Genomic DNA, 13,448 nt, shown 5'->3' with positions numbered 1-13,448 from the left:
GCACCGCTTACCGAACCTGCCGGGCAGTGACACTGTGTCACCACCGCACCGTGACATTTCGACGTACGGGCGGCACCCGGCTCAGCCGGCCAGGTCCGTCGGTGCCGGGGCGAAATCGATCCGTGGCTTGCCCTTCATGGCGTCCCGCAGGGTCTCGTAGACCGGCGGGTTGATGCCGTCGCGCTGCTGGTGCCCCATCTTGACGGAGGTCTGCGGCCAGTCCGGGTCGGTCAGAATGCCGGCCACCGCGTACTGCTTGGTCATCGCGACCATGGAGGCGTAGTTCTCCGCGTCGGTGGTGCCGGCCTTCCCGGCGACCGGGGCACCCACGGCGACCTTCACCTGTCTTGCCGTACGGCTGTCGCCGCACCGGCTGGTGCTGGAGTCGTCGCCGACGGGACAGCGGGCGACGTCGACGGCGGCACGGGCCACGTCGGTGCTGATGCGTTTCTCGCAGCGAGGCGTGACGATGCCCAAGGTCCCGCCGTCCGGACCGCGGATCTCCTGCACCGGTGTCGGCGCGCACCAGGTGCCGTCCGCGGCCAGCGTCGCGTACGCGTGGCGAGCTCCAGCGGCGTGGTGGCGGAGACGCCCAGGGTGAACGCGCCCCAGTCGTGGGCGGCCTCCCGGTCGTTGGCCCACCGGTCCTCCCGGTCGACCCGGAACCGGATGCCGAGCCGCTCGGCCACGTCGACCACGTTCTCCGCGCCGACCTGTTGCTGCAGCGGGACGAAGTAGGTGTTCGTCGACCGGGCGAACGCGCTCCACATGTTCCGCACGCCACCGGCCTTCTTGTCCGCGTTGGTAGGGCAGTAGCGGGAGGTGCCCGGACACGCGGTGGGACTGGCGCGGTCGATGACGTACTCCGACCGGAACCGTCGTGGTGCGTCGATGGTGTGGCTGGCAGGGATGCCCTTCTCCAGGGCGGCGACCACGGTGAAGATCTTGAAGGTCGAGCCGGCCTGGTAGCCGGTGATGCCGTCGCCGCCGGTGAGCAACGGGTTCACCGTTCGGGGATGGTTGCCCAGGGTGCCTTGCGCCCGCTGTCTGGGGTCACTGTGCGGCTTGTTGGCGGGCTTACGCGGGTCGTCGGGCCGGAAGACTCGGTTGACGGCGAGCGCGCGGACGCGGCCCGTGCCCGGTTCCACCGTGGCGACCATCGCCGCCTCCTCGGCGGTCTCGCTCTTGGCCCGGCGTACCGCCTGGTCGGCACCGCGTTGCGCCTGCTCGTCCAGGGTGGTGACCACGCGGTAGCCGCCGCTCTTGAGGCGTCGTTCGCGGTCGTAGGGGGTGGAGCCGAAGGTTTCCTGCGACATCCACCAGCGGTAGAAGTAGTCGCAGAAGAAGCCCCAGTTGCGCTGGTTGGTGGCGACGCAGCCGTTCGGGGTGCGCTTGTCCCTCACGACCATCTTGGTGGCCTTGGCCGCGTCGGCCTGCTGCTGGTTGATCGCACCGGTGGTGACCATGTCCTGCAGCACGTAGTTGCGCCTGTCGAACGCCAGACCCCGGCCGCTGCGGGTGGTCGGGTCGTTCTGGGATGGCGCCTTGACCATGCCGGCCAGCAGCGCGGCCTCTTCCAGCTTGAGCCTGCTGGGCGGCTTGCCGAAGTAGACCTGGCTGGCGGCGAAGATGCCGTACGCGCCGTTGCCGAACGCGGCGATGTTCAGGTAGCGCTCCAGGATCTCGTCCTTGGAGAACTCCTTGTCGATCTGCAGGGCGTAGCGCATCTCGCGCAGCTTGCGGGCGCTGGTGTCCTCGGTCGCGGCGACCACGTCGGCCGGGTGCGACGCGGAGTACGCGATCGCCAGCCGCACGTACTGCATGGTCAGCGTCGAGGCGCCCTGCTGGCCGTTCGCCCCACCGGACTGGTTGTTCACGAACGCCCGGGCGATGCCGTTGAGGTCGACCCCGTTGTGCCGGTAGAAGTCGTGGTCCTCCGCGGCGATGATCGCCTTGCGCATCAACGGCGACACGTCGGCGAGCTTCACGTCCCGCCGGTTCTCGTCGTACATCGTCGCCAACGGCGTCTTGCCGTCCGACGCCAGCAGGCCACAGATCAGCAGCGATGCGGCGCTGGTGAAGACGTTCCCTTCACGTTTCCCCATCCAGGTCACCTCGAAATCCATAGGGGTGCGGGGCGGCAGCGGCCCGCTGGTCGGTGTCTCACGCCCCGGTGAGGTCTTCCATCGCTGCCGCCCCGCGGTGTCCGACACGTCCATCCGGGCGCTCGGCGACGAGTGAGTACCGGTCACCAGCCGCCCAGGGCCACCTTCGTCGCCTCGGCGATGAGGGCGTCGTTGTAGGCGGCGTCCTTCTCGTCACGGCTGGACAGCACCGCGAGGACGATCGGCGCCCGGTCCGGCGGCCAGATCACCGCGATGTCGTTACGGGTGCCGTATCCGCCGGATCCGGTCTTGTCGCCGACCACCCAGCCGTCGGGCACACCGGCCCGGATCAGCGCACCGCCGGTGGTGTTGCCCCGCAGCCAGCCGTTGAGGATGTCGCGGTCCGCGGGTTCGAGGGCGTCACCGACGGCGTACGCCCGCAGGTCCTGGGCCAGGGCCCGCGGAGTGCTGGTGTCCCGCCGGTCGCCGGGCCGCGCCTCGTTGAGGGCGGTCTCGTACCGCGCCGGATCGGTGACCTTGTCGCCGATCCCGCGCAGCTCCTTCTCGATCCTCTGCGGTCCGCCGAGGTGACGGAACATCAGGTTGGCGGCGGTGTTGTCGCTGTAGCGCACGGCGGCGTCCGCGATGGCGCGCAGGGTCATGCCGTCGGCGACGTGCTGCTCCGTGATCGGCGAGTAGGTCACCAGATCGTCCGCCGAGTACCGCACCACCCGGTCCAGCTCGGCGTCCGTGGTCTCGTCGAGGATCTCGGCGGCAGCCAGCGCCTTGAACGTCGAGGCGTACGCGAACCGCTCGTCGGCCCGGTGCTGCACCGTCCGCCCGGTACCGGTGTCGATCGCGTAGACCCCCAGCCGCGCGTCGAACCGCTCCTCCAGCTGCCGGAACGCGTGCTCCCGGTCGGGCGCGGACGACGCGGAGGCGGCCGCCGCGCTGTCCCGCGTCGGCTGCTCGGCGGCGTCGGCGGGACCGCAGGCGGCCAGGGACACCACTGCCACCACGGCCACCAGGCGGTGTGTCGCGAAAACCATGACTGCTCCTTGTCGATGGGGGATCGGGTGCCGGGTAGCCCGGCGGGGGTCGGACTCGACCCTGACAGTGACCCGGCATGCAGTCGAAGACAGAAGTCGCGGGATTCATGCCGATCGGGCATCAACGGCGCGGTACGGATCGACCGCAGGCGAATCAGGAGCGGGGTTCCGCGAAGGATCCGGCGACGATCACCCGCTGAATCGTCCGGCGATGCGCCGGTGAGTGGGGTTGTCCGGGTGGAGCCGGTCGGGCAGCGGAAGCTCGCGCAGCACGAACACGTCCTGTGCACCGCAGGCACGTGGTGCGGCTCTGGGTGGACGACCTCGACGCGACACTCTCGTCGCTGCGGTCCGCCGTGGGAACGGACCCGCTACGGGCACGGCTCCGACACCGTGATCGTCGATGATCTGGGCAGCGCGTCCAGCTCGATCGCGGTGGCGCGGGTGCGGATGGCCAGCCGTACGCCGGCGGGCTGGCCCTCGGCCATGGCGAGCTGACCGTCGGTGTTCTGGGCGCGCGCCCATGCGGGCAGCCGGTGCGGCAGCACCCCGCGCGCGGTGTGCTGCACGTCGAGCGTGCCGGGTAGGAGGTCCGCGGTGATCGGGTGTCGATCCACGTGGAGGTCATGCTCTCAATCCATCGAGTGTTGTGGGTCTCGCGCCTCGGCGAAGACGCCCGTACCGTCTGTTGCGGTCAGTTGTGTACGCGGGCGAAGCCGGATCGCTTCGGGGCGGGTGCGGTCTTACGCACGGCGGTGGAGCGCGGTGCTGGGGCAGTGAATCTCCCAGTATCCGGCGGCCGGCGGCGGCGACCAGTGACACTGCGTCACAAGCGATCGTGACACCGCGCGCCCGACGGCGCCCGGTGTTCCCGCAGCGGCAGGCCACATCCTGTTCAGGGTCGACGCGGCAAGAGCTGGTCTCCCCATCTCGGGGGACCGGTGTATGACCTGCCGGATCCAGCCTGACGGGGACCGGCCCGACCGCCGGTCACAGCCAGTCGTGTTCGCGGGCGTATCGGGCCGCTTCGTGGCGGGTCCGGGTCTGGGTCTTGCGCATGGCGTTGGAGAGGTAGTTGCGGACGGTTCCCGGCGCGAGGTGCAGGCGGGCAGCGATGTCGGTGACCGAGTAGCCCTCGCCGGTGACCCGTAGGACGTCGGCTTCGCGGTCGGTGAGGGGGCAGTCGTCGGTGACGGCGAGCGCGGAGACGTCCGGGTCGATCCAGCGTTTGCCGGCGTGCAGGGTGGCGATGACGGAGGTGATGTGGGCCGGTTCGGCGGACTTGCTGACGAAGCCTTGGACGCCGAGCTTCAACGCCTTGCGCAGCACCCCGGGGCGGGCGTGCCGGGTCAGCATGAGGATCACCTGCTCGGGTCGAGTCTGGCGGATCTCGGCGACCGCGGCGAGGCCGTCGACACCGGGCATCTCCAGGTCGATGACCAGGACGTCGGGGCGGTGCCGCAGGGTGGCTTCGATGGCAGTCGCACCGTCGTGCACCTCGGCGAGGACGGTGACGTCACCCTCCATGGGCAGCAGCGCGGCGAGGGCCGACCGGAGCAGGACCTCGTCGTCGGCAAGCACGACCGTCGTCATCGTCCGTTCTCCTCAAGAGCCGGTGGGTTCACCGCACCACGCGCGGGAGGGAACGTCGCGGCAGTCCGGAAGCGCCCCTCGTGCTGCTCCACGACCAGCTGACCTCCGTCGCCTGCGACCCGCTGCCGCAGCGCGGAAAGTCCCCTGAGCTCCGGTGGGGTGTCGGCGGTCGCACCGTCGTTGACGATGGTGATGCCCGACGCGGCCAGCGTGATCTGCACCTGGGCGGCCTGCGCGTGGCGCAGGATGTTGGTGGTGGTCTCGCGCAGCACCTGGCCGAGCAGTTCGCTGACGCGGGCGTCGACCTCGGCCTCGCGGGTCACCCGCACCTGGATGCCGGCGGCCTCGAACAGGTTCTTCGCGTTCTCGATCTCCGCGGTGAGGTTGAGCCGCCGCTGCGCGTACGCGAGCTCCTTGGTCTGCGTGATGGTGTCGCTGACCAGCGCGTACGTCTCCCGCAGCTCCTTGCCGGCCCGCTCGGTGTCGCGGTCCAGCAGCCGCTGGGCCAGGGCCATCTTCAGCTTGACCACGTGCAGGGTATGGCCCTGGATGTCGTGCAGGTCGCTGGCGAATCGCACACGCTCCCGGACGACGGCCAGCTCCGCCTCGCGTTCCCGGGTCTGCTCGAGCTCCCGGATGAGGTCGTAGAACCGCTCGCCCACGATCGTGAAGACCGTCACGACGACGGTGAGGGCGGTCGGGATGAGGACGTAGGTGACCAGGACATGGCCGATGTCGTCCCGCTGCACCAGCAGCCGCGTCGCGCCGACGGCGGCGACGTAGGAGAACAGCCCGGCCACCGCCAGCCGGCGGTGTCGCCGGACCTCTCGCAGGGCGAGGGACCCGACGGCGCAGAACCCCCAGTAGGCGTTGGGACTGCCGGTCACCAGGACCCCCAGTGGCCACACCGCTGCCCCGACGATCAGGCAGGGCACCGCTACCCGGGCCAGGTCGTTGGCCGTCCACCGTTCGAAGGCCACCACGGCCGCCACGGCCCCCGGCACCAGGATGACGAGGTGCCACCAGGCACGCGCGTCGGTGTAGAGCAGGACCACGGCGGCGAACACCACAGGCGGTAGCGACGTGGCGAGATTGAGCCGGCGCAGCCTTACCTGCGTCGACTCGGTGAAGCGCGGGGATGTCGCGGACACCACACCAGTATCCGGCAGCCAGGGGGCACGACCAGTGACACCACGTCACATGCGGCGGTGACACGGTGCCACTGACGGGACGGTGGCGCCCGCGCTGTGATGGGTGCATGTCCACCTCACCCGTCATCGAAGTCGACCGGCTGAACCTCACTTACGGTGACTTCCACGCCGTCAGGGACCTCTCCTTCGAGGTACGGCCCGGAGAGCTGTACGCGCTGCTGGGCACCAACGGGGCCGGCAAGACCTCGACCCTGGAGGTTGTCGAGGGACACCGCAGGCCGACCTCCGGCGCCGTGCGCGTCTTCGGGCACAGCCCGCAGGACCGGCGCGTCGTCCGTCCCCGGATGGGCGTCATGCTCCAGGAGAGTGGTTTCTCCCCGGACCTCACGGTCCGTGAGTCCGTCCGGCTCATCGGCCGGCTCACCCGGCGCGCCGACGACGTCGACCGGGTCCTCGACCTCGTCGATCTCACCGGCCGGGCCGGCCGCAAGGTGTCCCAGCTCTCCGGCGGCGAGAAGCGTCGGCTGGACTTCGCCACCGCCGTCTACGGCACCCCGGAGCTGATCTTCCTGGACGAGCCGACCACCGGCCTGGACATCCAGTCCCGCGACGCCGTCTGGACGACCGTCGACCGGCTCCGCGAGAACGGCGCGACCATCGTGCTCACCACCCACTACCTGGAGGAGGCGCAACAGCGAGCCGACCGCATCGGACTGATGCACCAGGGCACCCTGCACCGCGAGGGCACCGTGGCCGAACTGACCCGCACCCTGCCGGCCGTCATCCACTTCTCCCTCCCGGCCGGCGCGCCGGCGCTGCCGCTGCCGGCGGCGGTAAGCGCCGAGGGAAAGGTCGCCGTCGAGACCTTCGGACTGCAGAAGGACCTGCACGTCCTGCTCGGATGGGCCCAGGACCACGCCGTCGAGCTGCAGGGCCTGGAGGCCGGACCGACCCGCCTCGACGACGTCTTCCGCGCTATCAGCAACTGACCCGCGACCGCGACAGGAGCTCCACCGTGTTGTCCATCGCCGCAGGCGAACTGATCCAGATCTTCCGCAACCGGCTGGTACTGATCACCAGCCTCGTCATCCCGGTCGTCGTCAGCGCGTTCTTCGTCCGCCAACACGAGACCTACGCCGCCCTCGGCAGCCTCGGCTACATCGCCGCGACCGTGATGTTCACGATCACCGCGTTCGGGCTCTACGCCACCGCCGTCACCACCCTGGCCTCCCGACGGCAGAACCTCTTCCTCAAGAGACTGCGCTCCACCGCCGAAGGCGACGCCGGCATCCTCGCCGGCCTGCTGCTGCCCGTACTCGTCCTTGCCGTGGTGCAGGTGAGCGCGATCCTGACCGCCCTGGCCGTGGTCGCCGGCGCACCGGCCAACGTCGCTCTGCTGGTCGTGGCGTTCCTCGCGACCATGGCCATGATGATCGGCTTGGCCCTGGCCACGGCCGGGCTGACGAACTCCCCGGAACACGCGCAGGTCACCACCTTGCCCGTTACCCTCGGTGTGATCGCCATGGCCAGCTGGGTCGGCATCTCCGGCACCGAGAACCTCGCCTGGCTCAAGCGGCTGCTGCCCGGCGGCGCGGCCACCGAGTTGACCATGAACGCCTGGAACGGCGGCGTCGCCGTGACCGACTCCCTGCTCCTGCTCGCCCCCACCCTGGGCTGGGTGGCCGTCGCCGTCGCCCTGGCCTCCCGACTCTTCCGCTGGGAGCCCCGCCGATGACCACCGGACCCCGATCGGACGGCCCGACCCTCGTAGAGGATCTCCTCCTGCTCCTGTTCCAGCCCGCATCCGGGACCATCGCCGGGGAGAACACGCTCTTCTATGTCCTCGGTGGAGCTGTTCTCGCGGACCTGGCGCTCGGCGATCACCTGACCACCGCGGACCGAGGGCGGGTCAGCAGCGTGGCGGGTCGTCCACCGTCGGACGACCTCCTCCGCCTGGCGTGGGACTACCTCGCCGAGAGACCGAGGGGGGCGCAGACCGCACTCGCGGCGATCGGTCCCGTCCTGCGCCAGCCGGTGCTGCAGCGGCTCATTGCGCGAGGCGACATCGACCAGGAGCCCCGTAAGGTGCTCGGCCTGTTCCGGACGACCGCCCTGCGGGAGGGCAGGACCGGACGGCGCGCCCGCCTGCTCGCCGACGTTCGGCAGGTCCTCGTGGACGGTGCGCAGCCGCAAGCCCGGGTCGCCGCGCTCGCGGCGCTGCTCTCGGCGAGCGGAACCCTCCCGCAGTTTCACCGCGAGATCCCCTGGACGTCACCGGTGATCAGCCGAGCCAAGGAACTCGAACGCGGCGACTGGGGCGCTGACGCCACGGCGCAAGCCGTGACCCGCACCGTGACGGCAACGGTCGTCAACAGCGCCATCGTGGCCATCACCGTGCTGCCTCGAAGCTAGGTGAGGACTGCAGCGGCCCGACCGCGCCCACCGTGGGTCGGGCGGCTGCTGGGCCAGGTCGACCGGCCGCACCTTGAGCTTGGTGGCGATACGCATCAGCGCGCGTCGGTCGGCGGGGGTGAGTGGATCGAGCACGTACCGCCGCACCGACCGCACGTGTACGGGGGCGACGACGACGTAGCCGGCGTCGGTGAGGGCGGCGATCGTGTAGCCACGGTCCACCGGGTCGGGAAATCGTTCGACCCGACCTCGCTGCTCGAACCGCTTGACGACGTTGGAGAGACGGGACAGCGAGCCGTTGGCCAGGTAGGCGAGCTCGCTCATCCGCAGGCGTCGGTCGGGCGCCTCCGACATGTGGCTGAGAGTCAGATAGTCGAAGAGGGTCAGACCACCCACCTGCTGCAGGGCGCCTCCAACCGGCCCGGTAGCAGCAGGACCAGCGACACCAGACCGGTCCAGGCGTCCTTCTCCTCCGCCGACAGCCAGAGCGCCTGGTCGGCGGCGTCCGCGTCGGGGCCCAGGCTCGGGGTGCTTGCCATACCGACACCATACCCAGCGGCCAACACTTCATGGTTGAAGTTATCCGCGCATGAGACGCCGAACGGCGGCCCGCTGAACCAGTCGGGCCGCCGTTCAGAGAATATGGATCAGAGCGGGCGGATGTTCTCCGCCTGCGGGCCCTTCTGGCCCTGCGTGATGTCGAACTCCACCTTCTGGTTCTCGTCGAGGCTGCGGAAGCCGCTCGCCGAGATCGCGGAGAAGTGGGCGAAGACGTCGGCCCCGCCGTCGTCTGGGCTGATGAAGCCGAAGCCCTTGTCGGCGTTGAACCACTTCACGGTACCTGTAGTCATGTCTGCTCCTTCGCAGGATGTTAGAGACCGCGCTGTGCGGACCCTTACGCCGCCGCGTTGATCACCCGCGTCGAAACGACACGAAAAACGAAAAGCGCCTAGATGGGTTTCAGATGCCCCATCAGGCGCCGGAAAACGTCTACGGAAATCAAAACTGCAACTCGGACACCGTAGCACATGATCCGTCGTCGGTCCGATGGCGGAGAGTGGGGTCTGGCTACTGAGCTTGCGTCCTGCGGAGACGCGCCCGGATCCACGCCGTGCTCGGCGACCTGCTTGACAGGATTGCCACGTTCCACACCCGCCGCCACTGCCCTAAGGGACCAACTCGCCACGTCCGAGGGCTTCGCCAACACCCCTCCGCGCCGAACTCGACGATCATAGCCATGGCGGCCCCATTTCCTGAGCACCGCCGGCGTTTGGCCAGCGGCGGCCTGCTCGGTCCGGTCGGCGGCGACTGGCATCGCTTCCCCCTCGCGCGACCTGGCATCGGGCGAGGCCACCGTGGTGCACCAGGGCGGGATGAGTGAGGCGCCCGCGTACTCTGACGGCTCGGGCAGCCCCGCGTGGGCGGGGGCGAAGGTCGGTGGGCATGAGCGAGCGGGACGCACTGCGAGGTCTGCTGGGGCAGTCGCACCACGCCCGGCCTGAGGACCCTGCTGGCCGCGCTCGACGACCCTGATCGCGGGTTCGAGGCGATCGTGGTCGGCGAGTACGAACGGGCGTTCTCCGCCCATCAACTGCAGCACTTGGCGCCCGTGCTCGAACAGCACGATGTGCAGCTGTGGCTGCCCGAGACGGAAGGGCCTGTCGATCACCATAATCCGGCCCATCAGGCGCTGATCATGATGCTGGGCGCCCAGTCGAAACGTGAGGTGCAGCGCGCCCGGTCCCGGGTTGTCACGGCGATGCGGGCTCAAGCGCGGGAGCAGGGACGGTATCTCGGAGGCCGGCCGCCCTATGGCTACCGACTCACCGACGCCGGCCCTCATCCGAACACCGCCCAGGCACGCTGGGGGTCGCCGGCTTCAACGCCTCGAACCGGATGCGGCTACGGCCGGACACGTGCGGTGGATGTTCGCTCAACGCCTGGATGGCCAGAGTCTCGCCAGCATGGCGCGCGCCCTCAACGATGCCGGGATACCGTGCCCGTCGGGCGTCGATCCTGACCGCAATCCACACCACAGTGGCGATCGGTGGACTCTACGAACGGTCGCGGCGGTACTCGCCAATCCGCGCTACACGGGTCGGCAGGTCTGGAACCGGCAACCCGCGCACAACGACGCCGACGCTAGCCGCTCGGAGCGAGAGCCGATCCGGAGAAACCCGACCGTGGACTGGGTGGTCTCCACGCAAAAGGCTCACACCGCGCTGGTCAGCGAACAGGACTTCGTCGCCGTCCAGGCCATCCGCTCCCACCGGGGCGCACACGACGGCACCACCCGCCGCCACGGCCACACCAGCACCCAACAGCCCTCTAATCACCGGCGCAAGATCCTCTACATCAGGGAAGACCACGTCCTTGCAAGACTCGCCGACCATCCCCGCCTCCCCAGCGGGATCCAGACTCCACACGACCTGGTGACGCTCCTACACAGAAGGAAGATCACCATCGTCTGCGACCAGGAACACTGCACACCAACCACAGAAAAATCCGCGCAGGTCAACCTGCGCGGATCATGATCGATATGTGGTAATGATGTGTCCGAGGGGGGATCCGAACACCTGTACGTATCATATGTGCACCATTTCGGGTGCGCATGCTCATAGACTACGGTACGGCCAGGGCTGGCTCAAGTGCTTGCCTTCCGGCTGGTGTTCGCGGCGCGGCCACGCTCGATCTTGCGGCCGAGATGCGCAGGCTAACCACTTGCAGATCGGCATTGTCGGTGACTTTTACGCACTCGAGGGTGGTGCTCGACCTACTCGAACAGTTCGCGGATGACTCCCATGGCCCGCGGCGAAACGACTTCGTCAGGGTAGAAGTCGCTGCACAGACGTAGGGCGTCATCGACTGTCGCCACCTTGGCCAGCGCTGCCAGGGTCCGAAGGTCGTCCACGTCGCGGGCCCGCGCCGCGAGCGCCTTCATGGCGAAGATGTGCTCCGGCGAGGCCGCCATCACGCGCAGGCCTGGGTGGTCGAAGACCCGCCGCCTGCCTGGGTCGTCCTTGCCGGACACATACACGCTGGCCTGCTCGTTGAGCCACCACGGCGGCAGACCTAGTTCGTCGGCGACTGCACGCGCCTCGTCAAGGACGACACCGTGCGGGACGAACATCGCGTCGACGTCCCTGGTGACCCGTTTCGCGTCGTAGGCGAGCGCCATCGCGGCACCACCCACAACGAAGAGGTCGGCGACGACCCCGCGACGGACAAGCCGCTCGCCCAGGTGAGTGAACGCGCGTTCGAGTTCCGCGCGCCCCATCAGGACGCCGCCTGACCCGCTCACGCCGCCGCCAGATCGTGCACGGACAGGTACACGCCATGCTTTCGAAATGCAGCCGGCGCCCATGCCAGGGCGTCGGCTCGGTGGATGGCCAGTTCGGCAGGGAACCACGCCCGGCGCAGCACACGCGCGTCGACCCACGCGGGCGGAGCAAGATCCGCCTGAGCCAGCAGATGCTCCGCAACAGCGGCGAGCAGCGCATCCCACCGCGGATCCCCCGTCAGCCCGGGCTCGTCGCTCAACAGGGCGACCCGGGTTTCGGGGGGTTCCCAGCGGTACTCCTCGAAAAACTCCCATACGAGCTTCCAGCGAGTCCGGTCGGTGTCCGCGGATACCAGATGGGTGGCCAACTTGGCCAGACTCATCGGTTCGTAGCTGGTACCCATCGGGCAGGCCTCACCTTCGAGCCGACAGCTTCATCCGTTGCAGACTATCGCGGCGCCGCCCGCGACCACCGCAGAGGTGAGGTGGCGAAGGGTCCGATTTTCTTGCCACACCTCTGCTCGGACCGTTCACTCACGCTGACCACACGGCGCCGCTCTTATGATCTTGGTGGAAGGCGGCGCCGTCTACGACGTTGCCGCGAACTCACAGGGGTGCATGCGAGCGTGACTATCAGTCAGATTGCGATCGAGAAGGCGACTCCGGCCGGGCTTGGCAGACCCGTTGCCCGCCAAGCCCGGCGGACGGCATCACTTCGCGGGTGTGGTCTTGACGGTGGCGCGTAGCGTCTGTGCGAGGCTGGGCATCGCCTTCCAGCCGTCGGCGACTCGTGCGATTCGGGCGGTGGTGGTGAACTTCTGCAGGTCGTTAGCGGCGGCGTTGACGACTCCATCAAGCCGTGATTCACGGCAGGCCCAGTCGGCAGCGGCTACCTTCTTCTCGAATGCGACAGCGTCGGCCCATTCAGGGAGGGCGGTCGGGTCCGACGGACGCTCAAATGACACAGGCGGGAACTTCTGCTCGACCTTCAGGTACGCCTCGGACAGGTCACCGGCGTCGATTCCGGCCGACTTCATGCAGCTGGCGTATTGGCGAGTCAGGTCCGGTGCGACCTGCTGCTGGACGCTACCGAGCAGGTCTACCAGCTCGACTTCCAGTTCCTCCTGCCCGTCAGGAACCCTGAGCTTCTCACCCTCAGTTGCGGCGTTCTGGCAGGACTCGACAGCAGTGAACCAGCGAGCTTGGTCATCCGAGGCGACAGGCAAACCCGGGTTGGGGGTCTCACCTCGCTTGGCCAGCATCTCGATACGGGCGGCGACCCCGAAATCGGCGCGCTGGGGCGCAAATCCGAGCAGATCGCCGGGGGCCGGGTCGGTAGGCGGGCTCATCGGCTGATAGGGGGTGACGCCGTACACGACGCCCTTGGTCCGGGCGCAGGCGGCGATCGCAGACTGGCTCGTGAGCCACATTCGCTCCTCGCCGGCCAGACGCTGTTGCGGCGTTCCATATACCTGGTCGATCACAGCGGACAACATGGCCGGGGCATCGACGCCGACGGGCGCGGCGGCAGGCATGCCGGGCTGGGCGCAGCCGGCCAGCCCGGCGATGGTGACGGCGGTTGCAACGGCAACGTTCCGGCGGCGCTTAACCATTGGTCGGCGGGCTCCCTTCATACGAAATCAGGACGAGCAAGAAGTGACCGAGCCGCCCCCGTCGTACAAGTACGAGCCGGTGGAGGTGAGCCACCACGAGCGGGTGCACTTGTTCGGAATGCTCACGATGACATCAGATGGTACGCCGATGGGTCTGCTGCACCGATAGGTGACATCTGAGATGGCTTGCCCTGCGGGCGAGCTGGAAGGATGTCGCTGTGCCCAAGCCCTATCCCCGAGAGTTC

General features: G+C 68.8%; 13 protein-coding genes and 1 pseudogene. 4 read left to right on the top strand and 10 right to left on the bottom strand.

Annotation, left to right across the window (positions count from 1 at the left end; genetic code table 11):
• Positions 1 to 93: 93 nt before the first annotated feature.
• The 5 genes and pseudogenes from ACZ6O5_RS30065 to ACZ6O5_RS30045 all read right to left on the bottom strand — a co-directional run.
• Positions 94 to 2,105: pseudogene (locus ACZ6O5_RS30065) on the bottom strand (transglycosylase domain-containing protein); the annotation flags it as partial.
• A gap of 143 nt (positions 2,106 to 2,248) precedes the next feature.
• Complete coding sequence (gene bla, locus ACZ6O5_RS30060) at positions 2,249 to 3,154, bottom strand: class A beta-lactamase (RefSeq protein WP_465981563.1); 906 nt, start codon at positions 3,152 to 3,154, stop codon at positions 2,249 to 2,251.
• A gap of 371 nt (positions 3,155 to 3,525) precedes the next feature.
• Positions 3,526 to 3,771 carry a hypothetical protein gene (locus tag ACZ6O5_RS30055; protein ID WP_465981561.1) on the bottom strand — a complete coding sequence of 82 codons (246 nt, stop codon included), beginning with the start codon at positions 3,769 to 3,771 and terminating at the stop codon, positions 3,526 to 3,528.
• A gap of 373 nt (positions 3,772 to 4,144) precedes the next feature.
• Positions 4,145 to 4,747 (bottom strand): response regulator transcription factor, encoded by a 603-nt coding sequence (locus tag ACZ6O5_RS30050; protein ID WP_465981559.1) that lies wholly within the window; start codon positions 4,745 to 4,747, stop codon positions 4,145 to 4,147.
• Positions 4,744 to 5,898 carry a sensor histidine kinase gene (locus ACZ6O5_RS30045; protein ID WP_465981557.1) on the bottom strand — a complete coding sequence of 385 codons (1,155 nt, stop codon included), beginning with the start codon at positions 5,896 to 5,898 and terminating at the stop codon, positions 4,744 to 4,746. The genes ACZ6O5_RS30050 and ACZ6O5_RS30045 overlap by 4 nt, the downstream gene beginning before the upstream one ends.
• Positions 5,899 to 6,005: 107 nt before the next feature.
• On the opposite strand from ACZ6O5_RS30045, the gene ACZ6O5_RS30040 reads away from it, so the two are divergent.
• Genes ACZ6O5_RS30040 through ACZ6O5_RS30030 form a run of 3 tightly spaced genes read left to right on the top strand, consistent with a single transcriptional unit; the run spans position 6,006 to position 8,310 of the window.
• A complete protein-coding gene (locus ACZ6O5_RS30040) occupies positions 6,006 to 6,887 on the top strand; it encodes an ABC transporter ATP-binding protein (protein ID WP_465981555.1) in 882 nt (293 codons plus the stop codon).
• A gap of 29 nt (positions 6,888 to 6,916) precedes the next feature.
• Positions 6,917 to 7,633 carry a hypothetical protein gene (locus ACZ6O5_RS30035; protein ID WP_465981553.1) on the top strand — a complete coding sequence of 239 codons (717 nt, stop codon included), beginning with the start codon at positions 6,917 to 6,919 and terminating at the stop codon, positions 7,631 to 7,633.
• A complete protein-coding gene (locus ACZ6O5_RS30030; protein WP_465981551.1) occupies positions 7,630 to 8,310 on the top strand; it encodes a GOLPH3/VPS74 family protein in 681 nt (226 codons plus the stop codon). The genes ACZ6O5_RS30035 and ACZ6O5_RS30030 overlap by 4 nt, the downstream gene beginning before the upstream one ends.
• A gap of 383 nt (positions 8,311 to 8,693) precedes the next feature.
• On the opposite strand, the gene ACZ6O5_RS30025 is transcribed toward ACZ6O5_RS30030, so the two are convergent.
• On the bottom strand, positions 8,694 to 8,849 hold the full coding sequence (locus tag ACZ6O5_RS30025) for a hypothetical protein (RefSeq protein WP_465981549.1): 156 nt from the start codon (positions 8,847 to 8,849) through the stop codon (positions 8,694 to 8,696).
• A 108-nt stretch (positions 8,850 to 8,957) separates the two neighbouring features.
• Positions 8,958 to 9,161, bottom strand: a complete 204-nt coding sequence (gene cspE, locus ACZ6O5_RS30020) for a transcription antiterminator/RNA stability regulator CspE (RefSeq protein ID WP_013283833.1) — start codon at positions 9,159 to 9,161, stop codon at positions 8,958 to 8,960.
• Between the two features lie 1,074 nt (positions 9,162 to 10,235).
• Here cspE and ACZ6O5_RS30015 point away from each other — a divergent pair.
• On the top strand, positions 10,236 to 10,844 hold the full coding sequence (locus ACZ6O5_RS30015) for a recombinase family protein (RefSeq protein ID WP_465981547.1): 609 nt from the start codon (positions 10,236 to 10,238) through the stop codon (positions 10,842 to 10,844).
• A gap of 239 nt (positions 10,845 to 11,083) precedes the next feature.
• On the opposite strand, the gene ACZ6O5_RS30010 is transcribed toward ACZ6O5_RS30015, so the two are convergent.
• The 3 genes from ACZ6O5_RS30010 to ACZ6O5_RS30000 form a co-directional block, all read right to left on the bottom strand.
• Positions 11,084 to 11,611 (bottom strand): DUF6036 family nucleotidyltransferase, encoded by a 528-nt coding sequence (locus tag ACZ6O5_RS30010; protein WP_465981545.1) that lies wholly within the window; start codon positions 11,609 to 11,611, stop codon positions 11,084 to 11,086.
• On the bottom strand, positions 11,608 to 11,994 hold the full coding sequence (locus tag ACZ6O5_RS30005; protein WP_465981543.1) for a hypothetical protein: 387 nt from the start codon (positions 11,992 to 11,994) through the stop codon (positions 11,608 to 11,610). The genes ACZ6O5_RS30010 and ACZ6O5_RS30005 overlap by 4 nt, the downstream gene beginning before the upstream one ends.
• Positions 11,995 to 12,300: 306 nt before the next feature.
• Positions 12,301 to 13,203, bottom strand: coding sequence for a hypothetical protein (locus ACZ6O5_RS30000; protein WP_465981541.1), 903 nt, complete (start codon positions 13,201 to 13,203; stop codon positions 12,301 to 12,303).
• Between the last annotated feature and the right edge of the window lie 245 nt (positions 13,204 to 13,448).

The organism is Micromonospora sp. NPDC049201, assembly GCF_055586805.1.
The sequence above is the reverse complement of the archived record's forward strand: the minus strand, read 5'-3'. Positions and strand labels throughout refer to the sequence as shown.

Coding starts and splice junctions, on each gene's coding strand:
- bla (WP_465981563.1), bottom strand. CDS start 3,154: ATGGTTTTCGCGACACACCGCCTGGTGGCCGTGGTGGCAGTGGTGTCC.
- ACZ6O5_RS30030 (WP_465981551.1), top strand. CDS start 7,630: ATGACCACCGGACCCCGATCGGACGGCCCGACCCTCGTAGAGGATCTC.
- cspE (WP_013283833.1), bottom strand. CDS start 9,161: ATGACTACAGGTACCGTGAAGTGGTTCAACGCCGACAAGGGCTTCGGC.
- ACZ6O5_RS30050 (WP_465981559.1), bottom strand. CDS start 4,747: ATGACGACGGTCGTGCTTGCCGACGACGAGGTCCTGCTCCGGTCGGCC.
- ACZ6O5_RS30040 (WP_465981555.1), top strand. CDS start 6,006: ATGTCCACCTCACCCGTCATCGAAGTCGACCGGCTGAACCTCACTTAC.
- ACZ6O5_RS30000 (WP_465981541.1), bottom strand. CDS start 13,203: ATGGTTAAGCGCCGCCGGAACGTTGCCGTTGCAACCGCCGTCACCATC.
- ACZ6O5_RS30025 (WP_465981549.1), bottom strand. CDS start 8,849: ATGGCAAGCACCCCGAGCCTGGGCCCCGACGCGGACGCCGCCGACCAG.
- ACZ6O5_RS30005 (WP_465981543.1), bottom strand. CDS start 11,994: ATGGGTACCAGCTACGAACCGATGAGTCTGGCCAAGTTGGCCACCCAT.
- ACZ6O5_RS30015 (WP_465981547.1), top strand. CDS start 10,236: ATGTTCGCTCAACGCCTGGATGGCCAGAGTCTCGCCAGCATGGCGCGC.